At 43.8% G+C, this 25,569-nt stretch carries 24 protein-coding genes; 19 read left to right on the forward strand and 5 right to left on the reverse strand.

Annotation, left to right across the window (positions count from 1 at the left end; all coding sequences use genetic code 11):
- Positions 1–463: 463 nt before the first annotated feature.
- The 9 genes from HUX64_RS14115 (at position 464) to HUX64_RS14155 (ending at position 11,752) form a co-directional block, all read left to right on the forward strand.
- On the forward strand, positions 464–1,270 hold the full coding sequence (locus tag HUX64_RS14115) for a transglutaminase-like domain-containing protein (protein ID WP_174626861.1): 807 nt from the start codon (positions 464–466) through the stop codon (positions 1,268–1,270).
- A 118-nt stretch (positions 1,271–1,388) separates the two neighbouring features.
- Positions 1,389–2,297, forward strand: coding sequence for an alpha/beta fold hydrolase (locus HUX64_RS14120; RefSeq protein WP_174626862.1), 909 nt, complete (start codon positions 1,389–1,391; stop codon positions 2,295–2,297).
- Positions 2,298–2,417: 120 nt separating this feature from the next.
- The gene (locus HUX64_RS14125; RefSeq protein WP_174626863.1) at positions 2,418–4,247 is read left to right on the forward strand and encodes an asparagine synthetase B family protein; all 1,830 of its coding nucleotides are present in this window, start codon (positions 2,418–2,420) and stop codon (positions 4,245–4,247) included.
- A gap of 825 nt (positions 4,248–5,072) precedes the next feature.
- Positions 5,073–6,677, forward strand: coding sequence for an ArnT family glycosyltransferase (locus HUX64_RS14130; RefSeq protein WP_246247037.1), 1,605 nt, complete (start codon positions 5,073–5,075; stop codon positions 6,675–6,677).
- Positions 6,674–7,624 (forward strand): glycosyltransferase family 2 protein, encoded by a 951-nt coding sequence (locus tag HUX64_RS14135; RefSeq protein ID WP_174626865.1) that lies wholly within the window; start codon positions 6,674–6,676, stop codon positions 7,622–7,624. Before HUX64_RS14130 ends, HUX64_RS14135 begins: the two co-directional genes overlap by 4 nt.
- The gene (locus HUX64_RS14140; RefSeq protein ID WP_174626866.1) at positions 7,621–8,856 is read left to right on the forward strand and encodes a glycosyltransferase family 4 protein; all 1,236 of its coding nucleotides are present in this window, start codon (positions 7,621–7,623) and stop codon (positions 8,854–8,856) included. Before HUX64_RS14135 ends, HUX64_RS14140 begins: the two co-directional genes overlap by 4 nt.
- Positions 8,853–9,581 (forward strand): class I SAM-dependent methyltransferase, encoded by a 729-nt coding sequence (locus tag HUX64_RS14145; RefSeq protein ID WP_174626867.1) that lies wholly within the window; start codon positions 8,853–8,855, stop codon positions 9,579–9,581. The genes HUX64_RS14140 and HUX64_RS14145 overlap by 4 nt, the downstream gene beginning before the upstream one ends.
- 33 nt (positions 9,582–9,614) lie before the next feature.
- Positions 9,615–10,637, forward strand: coding sequence for a glycosyltransferase family 4 protein (locus HUX64_RS14150; RefSeq protein WP_174626868.1), 1,023 nt, complete (start codon positions 9,615–9,617; stop codon positions 10,635–10,637).
- A gap of 185 nt (positions 10,638–10,822) precedes the next feature.
- The gene (locus tag HUX64_RS14155) at positions 10,823–11,752 is read left to right on the forward strand and encodes a glycosyltransferase family 2 protein (protein WP_174626869.1); all 930 of its coding nucleotides are present in this window, start codon (positions 10,823–10,825) and stop codon (positions 11,750–11,752) included.
- Positions 11,753–11,958: 206 nt separating this feature from the next.
- Here HUX64_RS14155 and HUX64_RS14160 read toward each other — a convergent pair whose 3' ends face one another.
- Positions 11,959–12,567 (reverse strand): CPBP family intramembrane glutamic endopeptidase, encoded by a 609-nt coding sequence (locus HUX64_RS14160; protein WP_174626870.1) that lies wholly within the window; start codon positions 12,565–12,567, stop codon positions 11,959–11,961.
- An 82-nt stretch (positions 12,568–12,649) separates the two neighbouring features.
- On the opposite strand from HUX64_RS14160, the gene HUX64_RS14165 reads away from it, so the two are divergent.
- Complete coding sequence (locus tag HUX64_RS14165; RefSeq protein ID WP_174626871.1) at positions 12,650–12,907, forward strand: YcgL domain-containing protein; 258 nt, start codon at positions 12,650–12,652, stop codon at positions 12,905–12,907.
- Positions 12,908–13,116: 209 nt separating this feature from the next.
- On the opposite strand, the gene dcd is transcribed toward HUX64_RS14165, so the two are convergent.
- Positions 13,117–13,683 (reverse strand): dCTP deaminase, encoded by a 567-nt coding sequence (gene dcd, locus HUX64_RS14170; protein ID WP_174626872.1) that lies wholly within the window; start codon positions 13,681–13,683, stop codon positions 13,117–13,119.
- Positions 13,684–13,765: 82 nt separating this feature from the next.
- Entirely contained in the window at positions 13,766–14,857 is a 1,092-nt protein-coding gene (apbC, locus tag HUX64_RS14175; RefSeq protein WP_174626873.1) for an iron-sulfur cluster carrier protein ApbC, read from the reverse strand.
- A gap of 192 nt (positions 14,858–15,049) precedes the next feature.
- On the opposite strand from apbC, the gene metG reads away from it, so the two are divergent.
- The 7 genes from metG (at position 15,050) to HUX64_RS14210 (ending at position 21,221) form a co-directional block, all read left to right on the forward strand.
- Positions 15,050–17,068 (forward strand): methionine--tRNA ligase, encoded by a 2,019-nt coding sequence (gene metG / locus HUX64_RS14180; RefSeq protein WP_174626874.1) that lies wholly within the window; start codon positions 15,050–15,052, stop codon positions 17,066–17,068.
- 56 nt (positions 17,069–17,124) lie between these two features.
- Complete coding sequence (locus HUX64_RS14185) at positions 17,125–17,595, forward strand: VOC family protein (protein ID WP_174626875.1); 471 nt, start codon at positions 17,125–17,127, stop codon at positions 17,593–17,595.
- 55 nt (positions 17,596–17,650) lie between these two features.
- Positions 17,651–18,214, forward strand: a complete 564-nt coding sequence (locus tag HUX64_RS14190) for an RnfABCDGE type electron transport complex subunit B (RefSeq protein WP_174626876.1) — start codon at positions 17,651–17,653, stop codon at positions 18,212–18,214.
- A complete protein-coding gene (gene nth, locus HUX64_RS14195) occupies positions 18,211–18,906 on the forward strand; it encodes an endonuclease III (protein WP_174626877.1) in 696 nt (231 codons plus the stop codon). The genes HUX64_RS14190 and nth overlap by 4 nt, the downstream gene beginning before the upstream one ends.
- A gap of 169 nt (positions 18,907–19,075) precedes the next feature.
- Positions 19,076–19,489 (forward strand): hypothetical protein, encoded by a 414-nt coding sequence (locus HUX64_RS14200; RefSeq protein ID WP_174626878.1) that lies wholly within the window; start codon positions 19,076–19,078, stop codon positions 19,487–19,489.
- A gap of 120 nt (positions 19,490–19,609) precedes the next feature.
- The gene (locus tag HUX64_RS14205) at positions 19,610–20,461 is read left to right on the forward strand and encodes an HvfB family MNIO-type RiPP peptide maturase (RefSeq protein WP_174626879.1); all 852 of its coding nucleotides are present in this window, start codon (positions 19,610–19,612) and stop codon (positions 20,459–20,461) included.
- Positions 20,424–21,221 (forward strand): HvfC family RiPP maturation protein, encoded by a 798-nt coding sequence (locus tag HUX64_RS14210; protein WP_246247038.1) that lies wholly within the window; start codon positions 20,424–20,426, stop codon positions 21,219–21,221. Before HUX64_RS14205 ends, HUX64_RS14210 begins: the two co-directional genes overlap by 38 nt.
- Before the next feature lie 26 nt (positions 21,222–21,247).
- Here HUX64_RS14210 and HUX64_RS14215 read toward each other — a convergent pair whose 3' ends face one another.
- A complete protein-coding gene (locus tag HUX64_RS14215; protein WP_174626880.1) occupies positions 21,248–21,562 on the reverse strand; it encodes a hypothetical protein in 315 nt (104 codons plus the stop codon).
- Positions 21,563–22,175: 613 nt separating this feature from the next.
- On the reverse strand, positions 22,176–22,619 hold the full coding sequence (locus tag HUX64_RS14220) for a hypothetical protein (RefSeq protein WP_174626881.1): 444 nt from the start codon (positions 22,617–22,619) through the stop codon (positions 22,176–22,178).
- A gap of 639 nt (positions 22,620–23,258) precedes the next feature.
- On the opposite strand from HUX64_RS14220, the gene glnK reads away from it, so the two are divergent.
- Together glnK and HUX64_RS14230 are read left to right on the forward strand one after the other, a co-directional pair.
- Positions 23,259–23,597 (forward strand): P-II family nitrogen regulator, encoded by a 339-nt coding sequence (glnK, locus tag HUX64_RS14225; RefSeq protein ID WP_174626882.1) that lies wholly within the window; start codon positions 23,259–23,261, stop codon positions 23,595–23,597.
- 10 nt (positions 23,598–23,607) lie between these two features.
- On the forward strand, positions 23,608–25,119 hold the full coding sequence (locus tag HUX64_RS14230) for an ammonium transporter (protein ID WP_174626883.1): 1,512 nt from the start codon (positions 23,608–23,610) through the stop codon (positions 25,117–25,119).
- Positions 25,120–25,569 lie beyond the last annotated feature (450 nt).

The following is a 25,569-nucleotide window of genomic DNA, read 5'->3' on the forward strand; positions in this document are numbered from 1 at the left end:
TTCGTCTTTTCATCGGTTCCCTGATGACATTATCTCGGGTTGTCAATAACGTTTACTATAACCATTTGGCTTGATCGAGTGAAACAAGATTTTTATTACGGGTTATTTGCGGTTTGTTGTACTAGAGTTATTCACTTTAATTTTTCTAGCGATTAATAACAGGATTCCATCATCGCCTACTAATCCTATTATACACGTGAAACCTCTAACGGGCGACAAGTTTAAAATAAACAAGAATCTGTTGAAATGAATATCCTGGGCCGGTTTTTTTATAAAGCCGTGTCGTATACTGGACTTTTCTAAAGAGTTTGGTAATGTATCTGCCTTGCTCAAAAAACTGGCATTGTAATGACTTTGATTACCGAGGCAGTATCGGAGTCCCTGGTATGACTTCTGTAAACATATAAAATACCGCCGCTATTATAGGCAGACAGTAGGTGTTTTTTATCCCATGAGAGAAGTAATGATTATGAATGCTCGCAAGCTGTGCTTTAACTTATTCCTATGCTCAGCGCTTATCTTGTTTATTGCCGGGTTACTGACTTATATTAGTTATAAAAAAGATATGATGCTTCTAAAATCTATTGTCCACGAACATATTTCGATTCAGAATTCGCCATCTTTATTTGAATCGGCTAATCATTGGGTTTACCAAAACCAGGGTTTTAAAAAAAATACTGAGTTTTTTCTCATTCCTTACTTAGGACCTACGCCCGTCCAAGTATTGGAAAAAGGCGGGGATTGTGCTGATAAATCGCGCTTATTAATGGCCCTGCTTGAAGCCGCCGGTATCGATTCCAGCTTAGTGATGTTATATAGCGTCGACGGCAAGCCTACTCATACCATTGTTGAAGTGAGGGACGACCAGTTAAAAGCCGTCGCCGATCCTGTTTATGATATCGTTTTTCCTAAACCAAATAATGGTTTTTATGGCTTACAAGAATTGCGTATAAATCCAGCAATTTTACCCCATAGGCTGGATGACCTGGTTCAGTTAAGAGGCGATACTAATAAAATTGCATTTTACAAACGAGAAATTGAAAACTATCAATTTGCCACCACCTTGAATTGGAATAAAAATGCGCTGTTGCGTTTTATTGCCAGCAGTTTGGAACAAATGGGCATTGAAGCCAATACTGTGCGTAGACCTCATTTTTTAGATGATCCAAAGTATTTTCTATCTATAGTATTTTTTGTGAGTAGTTTGTTGTTAATTATTTTCGCTTGGCTAGTTAGGAAGCAACAGAATACCACGCCGCTGGCGACTTAAATTCCACTGAACCTCTACACCCGCCGTCCGAGCACAAGCGTTGTTGGGCAGGAGCTTGGAGTTTAATGGCAGGCGGATCAAGCGCGAACCTAAGAGTTTTGACTAAGGGGGTTTCATCATGAATAGAACCATTCAACAGCACATGATTACTGTGCCTGGCGAACACGGTCTTTTCAGTATTGAATATCTAACGGCTGGACAGGGGACACCCGTCCTGTTGCTCCACGGCGCCGCGGATAGCGCTCAGTCCTGGCAGTGGATCATGCCTCATCTGGCCTCCGAACATTCGTTATATGCGCTGAGTTTGCCGGGATTTGGCGGTAGCGACCAGTCGGCGCGCCGGGATTATTCCCCCAGGCGCCTTACGGACTTCGTCTTGTCTTTTCTCGATTATCTTGGCCTTGAACGAGTAAGCGTGATCGGCCATTCGCTAGGCGGGCTGATCGCCGCCCATCTTTCGCTCCAACATCCAATCCGCGTCGTGGCCATGGCGCTTATAAGCTCTGCCGGATTAGGATACGAGGTAAGCCCTATGGTACGAAAGCTGATTGTGCCAGGAGCAGGGGAATTTCTATCCTTCTGGTGCAAAACGCCTCTTGGAGCCTGGCAATGGTCAGTAGGGCTGTCACAACTGCTGTTTTTCAAGACCGAGTCAATTCCTTGGGCCTGGTACTGCCAGCTCTATCGACTGGCTCTTATTCCTAGATACATGGAAGCTATTGTGCTCGCCCTCAGGACTAACAACACCCTTTGGAGTCAATGGGAATCCGTAATCGTGCTTGATCGGCTCCATCAGTTAACAATGCCAGTACTGGTGCTGTGGGGAGATCGCGACCAGATTTTCCCGGTTCGGCAGGGCCAGTCCGCCGTAGAACGCCTGACCTGCGGTCAACTAATCGTCCTGCCCAACTGTGGACACATGGCTCAGGTTGAGCAGTCAAGACAGGTCGTGTTGGCTTTAGAGGTATTCTTAGCCGCTACCGAGGATCGGCCAAGTAAGATAAACCGGGCGTCAAGCTGTTACTAATCCTGAGCTTTAATGGACAAAGACAATTGGCAATAATCAAAAAAGAAGGTTAAACGATTAACCTTCTCCAAGTCATCATAAAATGTTAACACTAATAACGATAAATCCAGGGATATTAACATGAGTTCTATTTATGGCTGGTGGTCGCCGAAAATAATCTATCCCACTAACCTTGTCGAGGATCAAAGGATAGCTTCCCAAGGTCTGCCTGTAACTTCCGGGAAGATTGCCGGTTTTCAGAAAATGGCTGAAGTTGGCGGCAATGGCATCAAGACAGTACCTAGTATTTACCAGTCTGATCAATTATTAATTATTATTGATGGCGCCCCGCAATGGCAGGACAGTTCGTTAGCTGCGCTTGCGCGCACCCATGGCGCAGCCCAGGCATTAGCCGAAGGTTTTGTGCGCTATGGGCGTTCGGTCATCGAGAAAATGCGCGGGCCTTTTGCCTTTAGTTTGATAGCTTCTGAAAACCACTATGCCTTGTTGGCAATAGACCGGCTTGGCATTCGGCCGCTTGCTTTCAAGATTAGCGATGATCTGCTGGTATTCGGTTCGCAGCTTGATCAAATTACGGCACATCCCGGAGTTAAAGCCGAAATCGATCCGCAGGCCATTTTTAATTACCTGTATTTCCATATGGTGCCAAGTCCGGGCGCCGTTTATAATGGCATATCAAAACTTCAGCCCGGCGAGTTTGTGGAATTCAAAAATGGACAAGCGACCCGGGATTTTTACTGGCAATTACCTTATAAAGACAGTGGATTGTCCAAAAAAGAGCTGCTCACACAATTGCATTTCCAGCTGAAACAATCGGTAGCCGGCTGCTTGCCTGATCGTCAAACCGGAACTTTCCTGAGCGGAGGTCTTGACAGCAGTACAGTCACGGGTATTTATCAGGAAATAACGGACTATCCTGTAGAAGCTTTTTCTATCGGCTTTGATGCCGATGGCTACGATGAAATGGAATATGCGAGGGCTACGGCAAGACACTTTAATGTCAATTTGCATGAATACTATGTCACCCCTGCTGATGTTTTAAAAGCGATTCCATTAATAGCACAAACCTATGATGAGCCCTTCGGCAATGCTTCCGCTATACCTGCTTTCTATTGTGCCAAATTCGCTCAAGAGCAAGGCATGCAGCAATTATTAGCCGGTGACGGCGGAGATGAAATTTTTGCCGGTAATGCCCGCTATGCCAAGCAAAAAATGTTCGATCTGTATCGCCACATCCCCGGCATTGGAAAGTCATTATTGGAACCCCTGGCGTTTCACCTGCCGCCGCTTGGAAAGGTTAAAAGCTATATTGACCAGGCTAAAATTGCTATGCCGGACCGCATGGAGACCTATAATTTTTTACACAGATCACCATTGATGGAGATTTTTTCTGCGGATTTTATCAAACAAATCAATCCTGAGATGTCTCTGCAAAATCTCAGGCATACCTATAACCGGTCTTCTTCCGATGATTTGGTTAAAAAGATGCTCTTTTTAGACGGAAAATTTACCCTGGCGGATAATGATCTTAGAAAAGTCAATCGAATGTGCGAGCTTGCCGGTATTGACGTGCAATATCCTATGCTACAGGAAAATCTCGTGGACTTTGCCGCTTCGATTCCCTCCAAATGGCTGATGCAAGGCTTCGAACTGCGTTCCTTTTACCGGCAGGGCATGAAGAATTTTCTTGCCAAAGAGACGCTGGCAAAAAGCAAGCAGGGTTTTGGCTTGCCTTTTGGCGTATGGATGAGTAATAATCAGGAACTAAAACAATTTGCCGAGGCAAATTTGGCCGGTATTGAAAAACGCAGCTTTATGAATCCGGCTTATATTCATAATCTGATTCAGTTACATCAAAAAGGACACGCGTCCTATTATGGCGTAATGATTTGGCTGTTAATTATGCTGGAACAATGGCTGGGTTCGCATAAAGTGGATATTGCTTTGTAATACTATGCAGAATGAGTAAAAAGCAATGGAACCACCTTTTCTCACAAGCTTGTACCCAACATTAAACTAGCCGCAGGATTTTCAGATTATTGAGCCTTTCAATTGCAAGAGTGACAAATGACCGAAACGATATATTTAAAACTTCTTCAATGGAAACCGGTTCCCCGGCTATAATCAACAGCTTTTGATCGTGCCCTATCTAATTTGCCTGTGTGCAGGTTGCAGGTTCAGTCGTTCAATGGAAATAAAATAACGGATCGTAACTAAACTAAAACAGAACCGTTAGGATAGTTTTAAGCTGTAGGGAAGCGCTTACGCAGACCTCTCTGGCTTTCGGGCTTCGACGCTTTTACGGCACCAATCTGTCTGGAACAGATTGGCATTGACCGAAGGGCTCGGGTCAGAATAACCCGGAGTGACTAATCCGTCAGGAACAGATTTGCATTGACCCGAAGGGCTCCGGGCAGGATAGCCCGGAGTGAATCCATGATCGGTACAGGCTCTGCCGGAAGCCTAAAAGAGGCAATACGTTCCATTTGGCTGACGATTTTTTGCTAAATAAAGAAAGAAAAAGGGACTTGCCTGCTTTTCAAAGTACTCTTAGTACGTATGCCATTTTCTGCCGGGCCGCAAGGGTAGGGAATAGATAATCTATAACATAGTTTTTACCATTCAGACCGGAATTTAGCCGAAGCGCGGCCTTCGCCCTCCGACTTTGCTGGTTTGCCTGCATTAATGAATCAGGACTATATCAATTTGAAGATAATGTATAGCAATATAAAAGCATTCGGAAGTCAGCTTGCAATCTTTATATTACTCGCATTCATGACTATTTTGTCGCTCAGGCAAATCGGCAATTCCAGCCTTGGCTACCCGGATGCCGATAGAATTTTAATGGATGGGGTATTCATTCTGGACTTCCTGCGTGATTTTCCAATTACCCGTGTTTACGACTATACCATTAACTACTTCGGGCAATATCCGGCCTTAAGCATTGGTTATAGACCGCCGTTTTTTCCGTTTATCGAAGCCTTGTTTAACGGTATTTTTGGAATTAACATGTGGAGCAGCCGGCTGGCGCTTCTAAGCTTTTACATGATAGGCATTATTGCCTGGTTTAAGCTGATCAGCAGGATTTATGACTGGCAAACGGCATTTGCTGCCACCCTGCTGCTTATAACCACGCCATTTATTGCCAGATGGGCATGGTATACCATGGCCGAATTGCCTGTGCTTTCTATGGGATTATGGTCAGGCTATCTGTTTTACCGATACACCGAAACGAATAAACCTGGCTATTTATACTGGGCAGCTCTTATATTCAGTCTTGCTTGCTGGACCAAGCAGACTGCGGTATTCCTGGTTTTATGGTTCGGTATTTACAGTCTGATTCAGGGTAATCTGCTAAATTACTTAAAAAGAAGGGAAGTCTGGATATCGGCCGCGATGATTCTGATTTTATTGATTCCCCTGGGAGCCATTACCTTATGGTTAGGCAAACAAAATCTGGCTCAGTCGGTTGGGGAAAGCGAGGGCCATTATCACCTTGCCAGATGGAGTTGGGATAATCTGACCCTGCATTTGATCAAGCTAAAAAAATACCATTTGACGCTTCCGCTGTTAATTCTGAGCATCGCCGGAGCCGTTTTTGCACTTATCAAAAAGGACAGGAAAATACTTTATCCCCTTTCGCTGCTTATCGGTACGTATCTGTTCTTCACTTATCTCGTAGGAAAAAATGAACGCTATCCGATTTTCTGGATACCGGTTTTTTGTCTGTTTGCAACTCTTCCTTTATATTATCTGAAAGATAAAGTCATCGGTTACAGGCTGATGAGTATTGCTATTTTAGGACTTGCGGCCTTTCAAACCTATACGGTTTATAAAATTCAGCCTGGTTATGCCACGGGTTATGACGCGGCTGCGCAATTTGTCCTGGATAATCAGCAAGTCCCAACGGTTTTCATTGATGCCTACAATAACGGTTATCTGACCTATTTCATGCGGGCCCTGGATGCGGATAAATCAACCTATGTATTACGCGCCGATAAATTGCTCACTTCCTCCTCGATTTCCTCCAAGCAGTGGCTGGAAGTGCATGTTCAAACAACTGACGGCATCAAACGCTTACTGGATGATTATGGAGTGGATTTAATTATTGTTGAAAGCAGGGATTTATCGGGGATTGAGATTCACCAGAAATTTCGTGATTATCTTAAAAATGGACCTTTTCAATTATTAAAATCAATTGAAATTGAAAGCAGCCGGCCATTACTGCAAAACCAGCAGCTTTTAATCTACCGATACCTTGATAGAAAACAACCTACTGAAAATTATATAAAATTACGATTACCCGTCGTTGGAAAAACCATAAATGTGCCCATTAAAAACAAGCATAATGAAAACACTGAAACCGGGACTGTGGAATGAAGCTGATTGTACAGATACCGTGCTACAACGAAGAACACACCCTGCCCGAAACCATCGCCGATATACCGCGTCAGATTGACGGTATTGATCAAGTTGAGCTGCTGATTATTGATGACGGCAGCACGGACAGGACGGTAGAAGTCGCCAAGGAACTGGGAGTTGAACATATTATCGTCAACAAACAAAATCTGGGGCTTGCCCGGACTTTTCGCAAGGGCCTTGATGAGTGCCTGAAACTTGGCGCTGATATTATCGTAAATACCGATGGCGATAACCAATATTATGGCGGCGACATATCCAGACTGGTTATCCCGATACTTCAGGACAAAGCTGATATTGTTGTAGGAGATCGGCAAACCAGTACAATTTCACATTTTTCACAGTTTAAAAAACTGCTGCAAAAATTTGGCAGCGCCACAGTCAGGAAATTATCCGGCACCGACATTCCGGATACTGTGAGCGGCTTCAGGGCATTTTCCCGGGAAGCGGCTATTCGCATTAATATTGTTTCATCGTTCAGCTATACCATAGAAACCATTATTCAGGCCGGTAAAAAACATATGGCGATTGCCTCTGTGCCTGTCCGCACCAATGCCAAAACGCGTGAGTCCAGGCTGTTCAAAAGCATCCCGGCTTTTATAAAACAACAATTGTCCAGCATGATACGCATGTATCTAATGTATCAGCCCTTGCGCTTTTTTGCTTATATCGGTCTGACCATAACCGTTATTGGCTTGATACCAATCGCCAGATTTTTAATATATTATTTTTTGGGAGATGGCAGTGGGCATATTCAATCGCTTTTATTAGGCAGCGTTATCCTGTTGATGGGGTTTATTACTTTTGTTATGGCGATATTGGCCGATCTTATCAGCTTTAACAGGCAATTGTTGGAAACCACCCTGGAGAAAGTGCGAAGAATTGAACTGGGTGACCATCAAAAATGACTACGCTCAGTGCGAAGCGCCGTGTTTTATTTGTCACATCAAATTTTCCACGGTGGCCGGGCGATAGCACAACTCCCTTTGTCTTGCATTTAGCTCAAGACTTAATCAAAATCGGCTGGGAAGTAGATGTCTTAGCGCCTCATGCTCCGGGTACGAAGAAAAATGAAATCATTAATGGCGTAAGCGTTGAAAGATTCCAGTATCTATGGCCGGAAATATTGCAGACAGTGTGCTATCAAGGCGGCGCATTAATCAATTTAAGAAAAAATAAAGGTAATTTATTCAAGCTGCCTGCATTGGTAGCCTTTGAATTGCTGAATATTTACCTTAAGCTTAAAAAAGGTCACTACGACTTGTTGCATAGTCACTGGATTTTGCCACAAGGGTTCACAGGGGTTTTGGCCACTAAAGTACAACCGATACCCCACCTCATTACAGTTCATGGAGGTGATGTTTTCGCTTTGAAGGGGAAAGTGCTGAATACATTCAAGCAATTCTCACTCAGCCATTGTAATGCCATTACTGTCAATAGTTCTGCAACGCAAACAGCAGTCCAGGAGCTTTGCCCTGATCTTAAACATTTGCACAAAATCCCGATGGGCGTTGAGATTACCAATAACCAGGAAAACTCGCATCAACTGGCACTTAAAGCACAATACAAAAAAAACGCTGGCCCTCTGCTGATTTTCGTAGGCCGATTGGTTGATGAAAAAGGCGTTGAAGATTTCATTAGAGCCATTGGCTTAGTTAAAACAAAATTACCTGAGTTGAGCGCCCTGATAATTGGCCAAGGTCAGGATAGAGAAGCATTTGAACGCTTAACAAAAAGCTTGAATCTTGATCAGATTATTACTTTCACGGGCTGGATTGATCCTGAGAAAATACAGGATTATTTATCCATAGCGGATATTTTTATAGGACCATCACGTATATCAGAGAGTGGCTGGAAAGAAGCGCAAGGGCTGACTTTTTTAGAAGCCATGGCGGCTAATACACCGGTTATTGCCACAAGAACGGGGGGGATAACTGATTTTATTATAGATGGAGAAACCGGCCTGTTAGTTAAGGAACGCTGTCCCGAAGAAATTGCTGTAGCGATAGAAAAAATAATTTTACAACCTGATCTCATGGGGAAGCTTCAAGAAAATGCCTATCTAAAGGTAATACACGAATACTCCAGAGAAATTTCAGCCAACAATTTTTCCAATTTATATGGGAAGCTATTACTGTGAATTCAACAGATCATATCAGCTCTCATGCTGCCCTGGATAAGAACTCCAGATTTCAGAAAGCCAAAAAGATTGCTGCATTGCTTTCAGAAATGATAGATATAAAAAATAAAGTTATGCTGGATATAGGAACCGGTTCAGGATATATAGCCCACTACTTGGCCAATGAAGTTGGACCGCTGGGAAAAGTTTATTCTATTGATGTTGAGGATCAACGGCAGATTCATAATGGTTATGAGTTCAGACAGGTTAAAGGAACGCTTTTGCCTTTTGAGAGCGAGTCTATCGATTTAATAATTTCAAACCATGTCATAGAGCATGTTGGCGACAAAGCTTTGCAACTCGATCATTTAAAAGAAATTTATCGGGTCTTGAAACCACTCGGCTGCGTTTACCTGGCAGTGCCAAATAAATGGACTTTGATTGAGCCTCACTTCAAGTTATTCTTTTTAAGCTGGTTGCCTCACTGCCTGGCTCATCGATATGTTAAGTTAATGAATAAAGGGAATATCTATGACTGTTATCCGCCCAGTCATACACAGATAACCCGACTGTTTAAAAATGCCAATTTTATGTGGCACCAATATACGTATAAAGCCATAAAAATTATTCCCAGCCTTGAAAGCGTCCCCTTCTTATTTTCCATAGTTTTAAAATTGCCAATTTCAATATTGAAACTGTTTTACCCCTTAATTCCCAGCATGATTTTTCTTCTCAGAAAACATTGATATTTTATGGAAATTAATAAGGAGAGTAATAAAATGCAACTATGGCTACCTTCAACAAAAGCCGAAGCGGGCGCTGACATTTATATCACACGATTAAAAGAAGGATTAAAGCTTTTAGGTTATGAGACTAACGAGTCGTTCTTTTCCCATAAACTGCAATATTTTCCATGGTTATTAAAGGGAGTTAACCCCCCAAATGGCACCAGAGTTTCATTAGCATCGACCTGGGCGGGTTTTGCATTTAAAAGAAGAAATATTCCCCTCGTAATTGTTGAACATCACTGCGTATTTGATCCAGCTTACAAACCCTACCGCAACTTTGCGCAAAAAGTTTTTCATGAATATATGCTGAGGCAATTTGAAGCCTCCAGTTTCAAAACAGCCGATGCCATTGTCACGCCAAGCCATTATACAGCTAATAGTTTAAGCCAGGTTTTTGGCATTAATCCAGATAATATTACAGTGATTCATAACGGAGTAGATACTGACTTTTATACACCAGAGCCATCCGGTAAGCAGTCTACAGAGGGGCGTAGAATTCGTTTACTCTATGTTGGTAATTTATCCAGACGCAAGGGTATTGATTTATTACCTAAAATTATGCAGCAGCTCGGTCAGGATTATGAGCTTTATTACACCGGCGGGTTAAGGGCAAATAAATTATTCAGCCATCAAAAAAATATTCATTCACTAGGCCGGCTAACTAATGAGGAATTGCGTAATGAATATAGAAAGGCGGATATTTTGCTCTTCCCATCCCGTTTTGAAGGCTTCGGCTATGCTCCGGTTGAAGCTATGGCATGCGGCACGCCTGTGGTAACCACAAATTGCTCATCCTTGACGGAGGTCGTTAAAGATGGCGTAACCGGTATCCTCTGTGCGATTGATAATGTGGAAGCTTTTTCAAATGCTGTAAAAAATTTGACTCAAGTTCCAAATAAACTAATCACCATGGGTGAAGCAGGGCATTCCTATGTTAACGAGCATTTTTCTTTATTAACAATGGCTAAACAATATTTACATCTTTTTAATAAATTAATTAACAGTTCCCGTTAACTTAAAACATAAATTTTAAAGTTAATTCAGTCAATTTCATAAAGGAAATTGATTTAGTGAAAGATAATGAAAGTCGAAATAATAAGTTTTTGGAAATGTTATTTTTTGACCTATTGTTAATGTTGCACAGTCCATTAATGCCATGCGTTAGTACTTCTATTTATTGGATATATTAAAGTAGCATTATGAAAGATAAAACTTTTGAACTCGATTCCAGGTATTCAACCACCCGAATAGTAAGCAAGCAAGAGCCATTAATAGAAAAAAGCTTGACTAATAAAATCCACTCGAGTTTGTACTCGACAACTCAGTCAGCTGAGAAAACCGAAGGTGGCCTTCGCAAATATGGATATTTTAAACATACTCTACCTAATCAACCATTAATCTCTGTAATTACTGTGGTTTATAATGGCGAACAATATCTGGAGCAGACTATTCAGAGCGTTATTAATCAGACCTATAGTAATATAGAATATATTATTATTGACGGCCGCTCATGCGATCTTACTGTAAAAATAATAGAACAATATGAAGATAGAGTTGATTATTGGATCAGCGAGCCGGATAAAGGTATTGCAGACGCAATGAATAAAGGCTTAAGCTTTGCAACTGGTGAATATATTGCATTTATAAATGCAGATGATTATTTAGAAAATATCGATACTTTTCGTAAAGTAATTGCTCAGTTTGATAATAATGATATTTTTATATGTAGCATCTTGTTTGGAGCTGGTTTAAAAAGACTATACCCTCGAGGATTTAATTTTTTAATAAATTTTAAAAATGGAGTTTATCATCAGGGCGCTTTATGTAAAAAAAGTGTTTTCAATAAGATAGGTGGCTTTGATACAAAGTTTAAAACAAATATGGATTACGATTTTTTCCTAAGGGCCTATCGTTATGGAATAACCGGGAAAAATATACCTCTTGTACTGTCAGTCATGCGTGATACAGGCATCAGCTCAAAGAGAGATTGGTCCTCACTATTTTATCGGTTTAACGAAGAAAAAAATGTCCATAAAAAGAATTGTAACTCGTGGTTAATGAATTTAACTACCAAGGTATTTTGGTTATTTTATATAAATTACAGGAGATTAATTTATATTATTAATTAACTCCGATAATAACTTTTATATATAAACAGGGTAATATGTTTCACTGTTATTAATTTATAAATACTGATGTATTATTTAGTTCAACGTAATGGGTTATCAAAAATTTCCGAAGACGGATTCCCTTCTATTCCAGGTAATGCGAGTTACCTTTTTAACTTTCAAATATTAAATTTATTGATTCCTGCAATCTACATATCATGATTTATTCAATCCGTCCCGGTTTCTGTAGATTGACCTGACTTATAGGCGCGCATAAGCACCACAAATGCTAGAAAATCGTACATGCCGTGAATAATGATAGGAATTAATAAATTTCTATCGCCGCCATAATCCAGAGACAAGCCCAAATAAATTCCTACTACAGCGGCTAATAAAGCGTAAAGCGGCGTCACAGCATGAACCAGTCCAAAAATAACATTACTGCCGATTAAGCTGGCCGTTACTCCCCAGGAGGATTCCATCCAGGGCTGGATAACCCCCCGGAACACAACTTCTTCTGATATCCCTGCGATCGCTGCTAGAACAAACAAATCAGTCCAATGGTAACGATGCAAACTGGGGCCTAAAGTTTCGAGCAGCAGCTTTCTGATTTTTCCTACCGATTCGCCCGGCAGATATTCCAGCGCTAAAAACAGGAGAAATAAAGGGACTGTTCCTATAAGGCCGTAAGCGATTGCTGTTTCGGAAAAATAAAGGTGTTCAAAAGGGTTAATATCGCCAATCCAGCCTAAAAATAAGGCAACCAAAACAAGCGAGGCTTCAAAATAACAGGCTCTTTTAAAGAAATTATCAGAGTTGAGTAGAGGTTTATCCATGGGTAATATTCGAAAAATTAAGGGTAGGGCATTCCGGGCAAAATAGTTAGAATAGGTTTTTGATTCATTATCGCTCAATTTTATGCAATGTTTTATCTATAAAAGCCTGAAAAAAGAATACCTTTATTTATATATTGATAAAAAAGACGATTTTTCGAGAGTGCCGGATTTACTTTTTAACAGCCTGGGCAAACTGGAGTTTGTCATGGAACTGGAACTGTTTCCGGAGCGCAAGCTGGCCAGAGAAGATGCCGGAAAAGTAATTCAAAGCCTTAAGGAAAAAGGTTTTTTTGTACAGATGCCGCCGAGTAAAGTCTCGTCTCCCTTAAAAATTCAGTAATACAAAACTATAAAAAGCAATAGCTTATATGATTGCCTGCAACTTTCAGCAGAAGTATTAGCACTTTAAAGGCCTCATTCCGGTAGTCTATGCCGGAATGACTGGTTGTATGGATATCTGATGCAGTCCATACAGCGTGACGTTCCTGGAGAATTTGTAAGATCATAACCGTTCCATTGTGGCTGAAGGTTATAATTAAGCAGGATCATTTAAGCTTTCGGCAATGTGACGCCGGTTTGCCCTTGGTATTTACCGCCCCTGTCTTTGTAAGAGGTTTCGCAGACTTCGTCGCTGCCAAAAAATAACATTTGGGCAACGCCCTCATTGGCATAAATTTTTGCAGGCAGTGTCGTGGTATTGGAAAACTCCAGGGTAACATGGCCTTCCCATTCGGGTTCCAGCGGGGTGACATTGACAATAATGCCGCATCTCGCATAGGTTGATTTCCCTAAACAAATCGTCAATACATCGCGTGGAATGCGAAAGGACTCAACCGTACGCGCTAAAGCAAACGAGTTCGGCGGGATAATGCAAATATCGGACTTCACATCCACAAAGCTGTTTGAATCAAAGTCTTTCGGGTCGACGATGGCAGAATTGATGTTGGTAAAAATCTTGAATTCATCAGAGCATCGGACATCATAGCCATAACTGGATGTGCCGTAGGAAATAACCCTGCCTTGTCCTGAATCCCTGATCTGGCCGCTTTCAAACGGCTCAATCATCCCTTTTTGTTCTGCCATGCGGCGAATCCACTTGTCCGACTTAATGCTCATACAGTGCTAAAACCTGTTAATTAAAAAGCAAATTTTAGCACAGAAGGCCTTGTTTTAGCGGGAGCTATCTTTGCTGGTTTACTTAGGTGTTTTGCACAACTATGGTCGGAAACCGGGTGCTGAAGTCTTTGGCTTTCAAGGCCAGTTTGGCCGCTGTTTTTCGGGCGATCTCTTTGTAAATTTGGGCTGAACGGCTATCGGGATCAGCAACTACAGTGGGTCTGCCTGAGTCCGCCTGTCTGCGGATATTAATATCCAGCGGCAGGGCCCCCAAAAAGTCAATTTTATTGACTTCAGCCATTGCAACACCGCCGCCTTCGCCGAATATGGCTTCTTCATGTCCGCATGCGCTGCAAATATGCATGCTCATATTTTCAACCAGCCCCAGTACCGGCACATTGACCTTTTCAAACATGCGCAGTCCGCGCTGGGCATCCAGCAGGGCAATATCCTGCGGGGTAGTAACGATAATTGCGCCGCTGACGGGAATCTGCTGGGCCAGGGTCAACTGTATATCGCCTGTACCGGGCGGCAAATCTATAATCAAATAATCTACATCAACCCAGTTTGTATCTCTCAGTAATTGCTGTAAGGCATTAGTCGCCATGGGGCCACGCCAGATCATCGCCTGCTCCGCTTCAACCAGATAGCCAATGGACATGGTTTGCACATTGTATGCGACTTTAGGCGTCATGGTTTTGTTGTCCACGCTGGCCGGATAGCCGGAAAGCCCCAGCATGGTTGGAATACTGGGGCCGTAAATATCGGCATCGAGTATGCCCACATTCGCGCCTTCCGCCGCCAATGCCAAGGCCAGGTTAACCGCAGTGGTTGATTTGCCTACGCCGCCTTTACCGGACGCCACGGCAATAATATTTTTTATATTAGGCTGAGGTTTTAAGGCCTGCTGCACGGCATGGGAAATGATTTTTACAGTGACGTCGACACTAACGCTGCCGACTCCGGCCAGCGTTTTCAAGTGCTGTTCAACAGCAGCTTTCAATTCATCAAGATAGCTTTTCGAGGGATAACCCAGCTCCAGTTTAACGCTGACATCAGTGCCGTCTATGGTGATCGCCTTAAGCGATTTTGCGGAAACCAGATCGGTCCCGTTATTGGGATCGATGAAGGTTCTCAGCAGATCTTCTACAGCAGCTTTTTCGATGTTTGCCATAACTATGTTCCGGATAACAAATAAAGGGGAGTAAAGCCTGCACAATAAGCAAATGATTTACTCAGATGCAGGGCATTCTACAACAGTTCAATAAAATTCACTTTTTTAGTCGCTCTATGCTCAGCAGCTGCGCTTATTTATGACATAATGCTAAGCTCATTTGTCTTTGTATTGCTTGAACTTTTAAACACTATGCCGAATAGAAAAATTCTCGTCACCAGCGCTTTGCCCTACGCAAATGGCCCTATCCATCTGGGTCATCTGGTTGAATATATTCAAACCGATATCTGGGTGCGTTTTCAAAAACAGCGCGGTAATGAATGTTATTACGTTTGCGCGGATGACACGCATGGGACGCCGATCATGCTGAAAGCTGATCGGGAAGGGATTACTCCGGAGCAACTCATCGCTCAGGTGGGAAAAGAGCATATTCTCGATTTTACCGAATTCGGCGTCGCTTTCGATAATTATCACAGTACCCATTCCGAAGAAAACAAACTATTTTCAGAGCTGATTTATAAGCGTTTACAAGCTGCCGGGCACATTAGCTCACGCAGTATTACCCAAGCCTACGATCCGGTTAAAAACATGTTTTTGCCTGACCGTTTTATCAAGGGAGAGTGCCCCAAATGCGGTGCGGCCGATCAATACGGCGATAGCTGTGAAGCGTGCGGCGCCACGTATTCGCCCATTGAATTGAAAAATGCCGTCTCGGCAATTTCAGGCGCAAAACCGGTTGAAAAGGACTCCCTCCATTACTTTTTCAATCTGGCGGATTTCACCGGTATGCTGAGCGAATGGATTAAAGCCGGGCATTTGCAGCCGGAAGTTTGCAACAAGCTGGGTGAATGGCTGGAAGGGGGGTTGCAGCAATGGGACATAAGCCGCGATGAGCCTTATTTCGGCTTTGAAATTCCGGATGCGCCCGGCAAATATTTTTATGTCTGGCTCGATGCGCCCATAGGTTATATGGCCAGCTTTAAAAACCTGTGTGATAAACAGGGGCTTGATTTCGATGCATTCTGGGCTGAAGACAGTGATGCCGAGCTGTATCATTTTATCGGTAAAGACATTATTTATTTCCATGCCTTGTTTTGGCCGGCAATGCTGAGCGGCGCCGGTTTCAGAACGCCCAGCGCCATTTTTGCCCACGGCTTTTTAACTGTAAACGGCGAAAAAATGTCCAAGTCACGCGGCACCTTTATCACCGCAAGAACTTATCTTGAGCACTTGAATCCTGAATATCTGCGCTATTATTTTGCCGCCAAACTCAGCGGCGGCGTTGATGATATCGACCTGAATTTTGATGATTTCAGCCAGCGCGTTAATTCAGACCTGGTTGGCAAAGTCGTCAATATTGCCAGCCGCTGCAGCGGTTTTATCGCTCAGCGTTTTGCTAATGGCTTATCCCCAAACTGTTCAGAACCGGCTTTATTTCAGGAATTCGTCAATGTCAACGAGCAAATCGCCGGCTTTTATGAAGCGCGTGAATACGGCAAAGCCATGCGCGAAATCATGGCGCTGGCCGATAAAGCCAATCACTATATTGATGAGAAAAAACCCTGGCTGATCGCCAAACAGGAAGGCAAGGATACGGATCTGCATGAAGTTTGCTCGATGGGAATCAACCTGTTCCGCTTGCTGGCCGCTTATTTAAAACCGGTTATTCCCGCTTTGGCGGAAAATGCCGAATGTTTTTTAAATATAGCTTCACAATCCTGGCCGGCTGATGCAAAACCGTTATCAGGCCATGTCATCAATGCCTTCAAGCCTTTGATGACCCGGGTTGAAGCCGATAAAATAGCCGCTATTGTTGAAGCTTCCAAAGAAAATCTGGAAAAAACTGCCGGACAGCCCAAAGCAAAACGATGTGAACCGATAGCCGACACCATAGCTTTTGAAGATTTTGCCAAACTGGATTTGCGTATCGGCAAAATTATCAAGGCTGATCCTGTTGAAGGTGCGGATAAATTATTGCAATTAACGGTCGATATAGGCGATGAAACCCGTAACATATTTGCCGGCATTAAATCCGCCTATGCACCGGAAGAGCTGGAAGGGAAATTGACGCTGGTTGTCGCTAATCTTGCCCCCAGGAAAATGCGTTTTGGCATATCCGAAGGCATGATTTTAGCGGCGGGGCCAGGCGGCAAGGATATCTGGATTTTAAGCCCCGATGAAGGGGCGGCGGCCGGAATGCGGGTTAAATAATATTTTTATGGCTGCATCTGCAAGCTATCTAATCCACCAAACACTGGAGAAGAAAAATGACTAACGCAATTAAACCCGTGCCTGACGGTTACCACACGGCAACGCCTTACCTGGTGGTTGCAAACGCCGCGAAAGCCATTGAATTTTATAAGCAGGCATTTAATGCTACGGAACTCATGCGTCTGGAAGCGCCGGGTAATAAAATCGGCCATGCTGAAATTAAAATAGGGGATTCGCCGATAATGCTGGCTGATGAATATCCGGACTGTAATGCGCGCAGTCCGCAGACAATCGGCGGCACAGCCGTATCTATTATGCTATATGTGGAAGATGCGGACATGGTTGTGTCTCGTGCGGTTGCGGCCGGAGCGGGCTTGCTTATGCCCGTGAAAGACCAGTTTTATGGCGACCGCAGCGGTAAAATCATTGATCCTTTTGGCCATTACTGGATAATTGCCACGCATAAAGAAGACGTGTCGCCGGATGAATTAAGACAGCGTGCTGATGCCTTGTTCGGGAAATTCTGAAACTGTTGGAATAAAATGGGGTCAACAGCAGGATGTCTTTTAAAGGCAAAATATCATGATTGATCAAATAAATGCCCTGCTGCCGCAAACTCAATGCGGACAATGCGGTTTCAAAGGCTGTCGGCCCTATGCCGAAGCTATGGCAGCGGGTGCGGCTGACATCAATCAATGCCCGCCAGGCGGTGACGAAGGTATTAGTGAATTAGCGAATTTATTAGGCGTAGCCGCCAAGCCACTTGATAGCCGATTTGGGAAGCACAGGCCTAAAAGCGTCGCGTTTATTATTGAAGAAGACTGCATCGGCTGCGTTAAATGCATAGCGGCATGCCCGGTCGATGCGATTGCAGGCGCGGCAAAATTGATGCACACGGTTGTCGCTTCAGAATGTACCGGTTGTGAACTTTGTCTAGCGCCATGCCCGGTAGACTGTATTATCATGAAGCCGTCGCCAATGGAGGAAAATAGCTCTCGAGAGCAAAAATCCGCCCAGGCGCAACTGGCAAAGCGGCGTTATGACGCGCGCTGTTTACGCAAGGAACGAGAAGCGTCTGAACAAGCTGAGCGCGCGAAAAAGAAAAAAGCGGCTTTATTAAGAATGCAGACGATAATTGCTGAATGAATCAAAAAAAACGCCTGGCAATTTTTGACCGCTTGGCTGAAGCCAACCCCCATCCCGCCACGGAACTGAACTACAGCACGCCTTTTGAACTGCTGATTGCCGTGGTATTATCCGCTCAAGCTACGGATAAAGGGGTAAACAAGGCCACTGCCAAGCTATTTCCCATTGCCAATACGCCGCAAGCTATGTTATCGCTGGGCTTGGAAAGCTTGAAAACATATATCCAGACTATCAATTTATATCACGGCAAGGCCGCTAATATCATTAAGCTGTGCCAGCAATTACTGGATAAGCATGCAGGCCAGGTACCGCAAACCCGCGAAGAACTCGAAGCACTGCCGGGCGTGGGCAGAAAAACGGCCAGCGTCATTCTTAATACCGCTTTTGGTCAGCATGCTATTGCTGTGGATACGCATATATTCAGGGTGTCAAACCGTACCGGCATTGCTCCCGGCAAGAATGTGCGGGAAGTTGAGAGAAAGCTGGAAAAATGGGTGCCTGAAAAGCACAGGAAAGATATTCATCATTTGTTGATTCTGCATGGCCGATACACCTGTATTGCCAGAAAACCCAAATGTCCAGTTTGTGTTATTGAAGATTTGTGTGAATATAAGGAAAAAACGACTGACTTGGCTGAGAATGAGATGATAAGCCGACCTGCAAGGAACTCACCCAGGCTTGTCGAGTCTTAGATTTTTAGTTTTCTCGAACTGAAGGATATTACTTCTTTATTCATTCGGGTTTGGTATCATTGGCTCCATTTAAAACTTTTTATGGGCTGAGAATTGAGGAAATTCCGCCATAAGCGGCATAAAATGAGTAATTTGAGTTTTAACATCCCTATATTAGCGTGGAATAATTATGAAGAAAACAAATAAAACACCTTTAGCAGCTGCAATGAGCGCGGCTTTCCTGTCAACTTTCGCTGTCAATGCGGCTAATGCGCAAGCCAATCCTTTCGGAATGACCGAATTATCGGCTGGCTATATGCAGGTCGCTGAGGCCGATGCAAATAAAAAAGCAGGCGAGATGAAATGCGGCGCTTCAATGGGTATGCCTGCACCTAAAGCACAGGAAGGTTCATGCGCAGGCAAGAAAGCGGCTACACCGGCAAAAGGGGCTGATGGAAAGTGCGGCGCCATGATGGAAGGCGACAAGATGAAAAAAGGCATGGAAAATGTCTGCGGCGCCATGATGAAAGGCAAGGAGGGCAAATGCGGCGCCATGATGAAAGGCGAAACCATGAATCCCCCAAAAGCTCCAGGCAATAAATAACGATCAAGTTGGGCCTGGCTATAACCATTGCCCCTGATTTTAATTATATAAAATTTTAATTATATAAAGGAGGGTGTGCTTGGTCATGCTCTCCCTTATTCAATTACTTAAGGCGTTCAGGTGACGACAACTCCCTATAAGGTTCATGGCGCGGGCTTGGGTTTACGGCGGTCTTTTTTAAACCAAATTCTGGAAGCCTCTCCGCAAAATATCGGCTTTTACGAAGTTGCGCCGGAAAACTGGATTACCATAGGCGGAAAATCGGGCAAACAATTTCACGCCATGACCGAGCGCTTTGATTTTGTCTGCCACGGCTTATCTTTATCGCTAGGCAGTACTGATGCTCTGGATGAGAAACTGGTGCAGGACGTGAAACGCTTCATGGCGGATCACCACATCAAGTGTTACAGCGAACATCTTAGTTATTGCAGTAAAGACGGTCATCTCTATGACCTGATGCCTGTTCCATTCACGCAGGAAGCGATTTTACATGTGGCAGTTCGCATAAAACGCGTTCAGGATATTTTGGAGCAAAAAATCGCCATTGAAAATGTTTCCTACTATGCGGCGCCGGGTCAGGAAATGAAGGAAATTGATTTTTTTAATGCCGTGGTTGAAGAAGCCGGCTGTAACATACTGCTGGATATAAATAATTTATATGTCAACAGTATTAATCATCATTACGATGCTGAAGCTTTTTTAAAAGCTATTCCGGCCCATCGAATCAGTTACGCCCATATAGCCGGACATTATGTTGAAGCTGAAGACTTTCTTATCGATACCCATGGCGCAGATGTTATTGATCCCGTCTGGAAACTTTTAGGCAAAGCTTATGAGCTTTACGGCGTGTTTCCGACTCTTTTAGAACGGGATTTTAATATCCCTGCGCTAGCTCAATTGCTTAATGAAGTTGATACCATCAGAGCGGTACAAAATGTCTGGTGCAGACACGCTGAAAAATTATCGGCCTGAATTTATGAGCGTCGACTTTAAAGCCAAACAGCTTGAATTTACCTCCTATATCCGGGACCCTGAAAATAACCCCGCTCCTGCTGATGTTCAAAAACATCGTATGGCTATGTACCGGCAGTTGCTTTTTAATAATATTGAAAGTTTTCTTTCCGGTAATTTTCCTGTGCTACGGAAAATATTGAGCGAGCAGAAGTGGCTTGAACTGGTTCAGGATTTTTTTGCCAGACACCGTTGTGGAACGCCTTATTTTACTGAAATTCCTGAAGAATTTCTGGCCTACCTTCAAAATGAGCGGGATAGCCCGGACGATTTGCCGTTTATGCTGGAGCTGGCCCATTATGAATGGGTGGAAATGGCCTTATCCATTGCCAAAGACGAAGTAGCTGCTGCTTCTTCTGATCAAAGCCGGGGCGATCTGCTTAAAAAAACTATTTGTTTATCACCCTTAGCCAGGCCTCTGGTCTATCAATATCCGGTCCAGCGAATATCCCCTGCCCTTTTACCCACAGAACCCCCTGAGCAACCTACATTCTTTATTGTTTATCGCAATCAGGATGATAATGTTAAGTTTCTGGAAATTACTCCGATCACCTACCGGCTACTGCAAATACTTCAGGACAATGAAAGCCTGCAGGCGGAGCAATGCTTAAAACAGGTTGCGAAGGAGTTAAACCACCACGATCCGGAAATGATTATTGCATGCGGCCAGGCTATTTTGCGAGAGCTTGCTGAAAAATCAATTATCACGCTGCACGTTTAATATCGTGCCTTTTGTTCCACGCTTCTTCAATTCGACATCCCTGCGTTTAAAGAATGACAATCAGCTCGAGATTTCTTTCCGCTGCGTTTGTCTATATTGACGGCGATGTCCTCATGACGGCGCACGATCAGGTCTATAGAGGCTGTGCCAGGTTGTAGAGTCGCACAGCAATTGAGTAACATCGGCTCGCGTTCGGCGAGTCGATGTTGCCAGAATGACAGCAGAAGGTCGCCGAGAAAATAAAGCCCTTGCTCGCCGAAGCGACCCAGCAGATTTCGCGTGCCGACTGAAAACTGCAAAGCCGTCGCCCGGTTCGAGTACGTGAATCCGATCATCGGCATACGAGGACGTGGCCGGAATATACTAGCGATTATTGCTTTGTATGACGTCTTCCATTTTATACAAGATCGTCAATTGCGGCGTACACCTCTGCCTCCACAATGGAAAATGCAGAAAAAATGTTCGGCTTCGCTGCTCACATGAGCCAATTCCCGCAAATGCCAAGACAAGGGATCGCGCTGTGTGAACACCACTCGTACTGCTTCCGGGGTAATCGCTTGCAATTTGGCACGGGTGCGAGAGTTCGCACTGGCATACAAGGTGACCTTACGGCCTTGGCACACTAAGGCTTCAGTTAGATAGGAATCACCCGTTCCGTTCCGCCATAGGTTTTCGGCGGGATACTTTTATGCAAGGGGGTGACTGGACAATTTTCATCTTATATAACCACCAGTTTTTGAAGAGATTAAAATCTAAAATTGAATAAAGGAGGCAGGTCTTTAGCCGTTGCCAAGCCTCTGTCTAAAACTGTTGCGTGATGGACTATATTAACTGGACAAGGCGGATGGTAATTGATTCGTTATTAAATGGGTGAAAAGAAAAAGTCGTTCCTCCAGAGCTTGTGCAATACGTGAATTTTAGGCTCTGGAATTGCTCATTATTTTCATGTCAAGCTTAACGCTTGCCAAACAATTGCGGCCCTTTTATAGCCTGAGCCTTTTGTTGCAGACAATGATAAGCCGCGCTATCAAACTTGATTTGTAAAGAACGGGGATTTTCATGCTCCGTGATAAATTTTTTCGCTTCCTGAGCCGTTAAATCCTTCATCATGAAGGTCGCGATACACATACAAGGTTCAGTATACCGTTCCTTATCCAATTCTTTATTCACTGAATTTCTCAACTCATTTTGTACGCACTGTTTGGCAAACTCATGCTCAAATTTGTGCTTCTGGATATCAGTTACAGGAAAATCATGAGGATGGTCAAATGGATTATGTTCGCTCGTAGCAGTCGCTGTTTTGTCTTCATTATCTGAGCAGCCCATGCTGGTTAGCAACATAACTAGACTGGTTAAGGCGGCAAAAAAGATATTTTTTGTAAAGGTGAATGTTTTCATAATGTGAGTCTTATTAAGTTAAGAGTTTTTATAGGCTCTGCCAAAAATTATTATTCGCTCCGACTGGAAATCTCTCCATTCCTCATTCCTCCGGAAAAAAATGACTATTGATATACCTGACAACATCTAAATCCGCTGTCTTGCTCTTACCTGAACTTGCCTGGCTTTTATAAGCGGCTTTAGGATATTTCCCTCTTCGCTTGGCGGGCTGCATGCTGATATTTATTACTCATGCTGCCTAGCCAATAGCAAAAACAGAGGTCAGTAACTCTATCATTTTAGGTCAATTCATTCTACCCATCTGCGAACTTCAGGATGTTCCATCAAAGCAATTTAGAAAAATAGATTAAATAGTGGTTATTATCAATAATGCCGTATAAATATTCAAAAAAGTGCATCTCGGCGATCTTGATATTTTTATTAAGCTGTGAAAGACGCTAAAGCAGAGCAGAAAAATCATAGCGTAAATTTTTATATGCACCATATTAGTTCAAAAAAAATATATTATTCTATTATGGTGCACAATAATTTAGGCTTCATAATTTTCTATCAAGATAGTAGGGCATTTTTTTACATTTTAGCTTGGCATAGTCTGTGCTTTGTGTAATTCGAATAATTAATTTAAGCAAGAGGCAAATTATGAAACTGATAACCGCTATTGTTAAACCATTTAAGCTGGATGACGTCCGTGAGGCGCTTTCAGATATAGGGGTTTCCGGAGTAACCGTGACTGAAGTAAAAGGATTTGGCCGCCAAAAGGGCCATACCGAACTTTATCGGGGAGCAGAGTATGTCGTCGATTTTTTACCTAAAGCTAAAGTTGAGGTTGCAGTCGGTGAAAATTTGCTTGATCAGGCGGTTGAAGCAATTACCAAAGCAGCCAATACCGGCAAAATAGGGGATGGTAAAATATTTGTAACTAATTTAGAGCAGGTTGTTCGGATTCGTACCGGAGAAACAGGCGAAGAAGCACTTTAAGGAGAAATAAATGAAAACACAATTTGTAAGTTTACTGGCCGCCTGTGCGCTGCTATTTGTGATTGGCTTCGCGCAGTCTGCATCCGCTGAAAATACGCCCCAAGCTGGTGTGGCAGCCCCTGCTGCTTCAGCTCCTGCCGGTGTAGCAGTCGTAGTAGAGGAAGTTGTTGCACCGGCTGCCGTCGTTGCGCCAACAACCAATAAAGGAGATACTGCCTGGATGATGGTCGCAACCTTACTGGTTATATTGATGACAATTCCGGGGCTGGCCCTATTTTACGGTGGTTTGGTGCGCTCCAAAAACATGTTGTCAGTGCTGATGCAGGTCTTCATGGTTTTCTCGCTCATTGTTGTGCTGTGGTGTATATATGGCTATTCGCTTGCTTTCACTGAAGGCAACAGTTTCATCGGCTCCTTTGACAGGCTATTTCTGAATGGTATCTGGGATCCGGTTAATGCAACATTTGCCGCCGCGGCAACCTTTTCCAAAGGTATAGTCATCCCTGAATTTGTTTTTGTGGCATTCCAGTCAACTTTTGCCGCTATTACCTGCTCTTTGGTTATTGGTTCATTCGCCGAGCGGGCCAAGTTTTCTTCTGTGCTTTTGTTTATAGTATTGTGGTTCACTTTCTCCTATTTACCGATTGCTCATATGGTGTGGTTTTGGCCGGGTCCTGACAGCATTACTGACGCTGCAACCCTTGCATCTGCAACTGCCAAGGCTGGCTGGTTGTGGCAAAAAGGCGCGCTCGATTTCGCAGGCGGTACGGTAGTGCATATTAATGCGGCGATGGCAGGGCTTGTGGGCGCTTATGTGATCGGTAAGCGCGTTGGCTTCGGTAAGGAGTCGATGGCTCCGCATTCGCTGACGATGACTATGATTGGTTCGTCTTTGCTGTGGGTCGGCTGGTTCGGCTTTAATGCAGGCTCTGCCCTGGAAGCAGGTGATATAGCTGCACTGGCGTTTGTTAATACGCTGCTGGCAACTGCCTGCGCCACTATTTCATGGGTGTTCGCGGAATGGCTGTTTAAAGGTAGACCGACCATGCTGGGCGGCGCCTCCGGAGCCGTTGCTGGATTGGTAGCGATTACGCCGGCCTGCGGTTTTGTCGGTCCCATGGGCGCTCTGGCGATAGGCGTGCTTGCGGGCATTATTTGCCTGTGGGGCGTCAATGGCCTGAAAAAACTGCTAGGAGCTGATGATTCGCTTGACGTGTTCGGCGTACATGGCGTTGGAGGCTCTTTAGGCGCATTGCTGACCGGTGTATTTGCTTCGCCGTCGCTTGGCGGTCAAGGTATATTTGATTATGTGGCTAACAAAATGTCTCCTGATTATTCGATCTCGGGTCAGGTATGGATTCAGTTTCAAGCTGTGCTGACTACAATCATCTGGTCTGGCGTGGTTTCATTAATAGCATATAAACTGGTTGATATAGTAATTGGCTTGCGCGTGCCTGAACAGGAAGAACGGGAAGGCCTGGATATCACTTCACACGGTGAAACCGCTTATCATATTGGATAGCAGTCTCTCTAAAAATTTATCGTAGCGGGTAATCAAGCGCCTCTTCGGAGGCGTTTTTTTATTAAACCGTCAGGAAAGCCGAATATATTTTTTTAATGCAGGCCGAAAAGCGCTTTAATAATAAAATTTATACGAATATGAGGTTAGCGGCTCGCAAAGGCAAGTAGGGGAAAATGGAACAATTTCTCCCGCTGCCAAGTTTAATATACCCTTGGCAACATAGGAGCATTAATAGTAGGGTACAAGGGTCCCCAATTTTCAGACAGTCAATTAAGGTGGTATTCTGCAAGTCACAGGCTCCCAAAGAGATAAGAGAAGGCTCTTGCAGAGACAGCATCACAGCGCTGAATTCAAAGCGAAAGTCGCCTTAGAAGCGCTCAAAGGGAACAAAACGATCAACGAGGGACAAAAGGCTCAACGAGATTAGGAGGGCGAATCAGCTTCACCCGA

Origin of the sequence: Candidatus Methylobacter favarea (genome assembly GCF_902806695.1) — a bacterium.
In the GTDB taxonomy this organism is placed as follows: domain Bacteria; phylum Pseudomonadota; class Gammaproteobacteria; order Methylococcales; family Methylomonadaceae; genus Methylobacter_B; species Methylobacter_B favarea.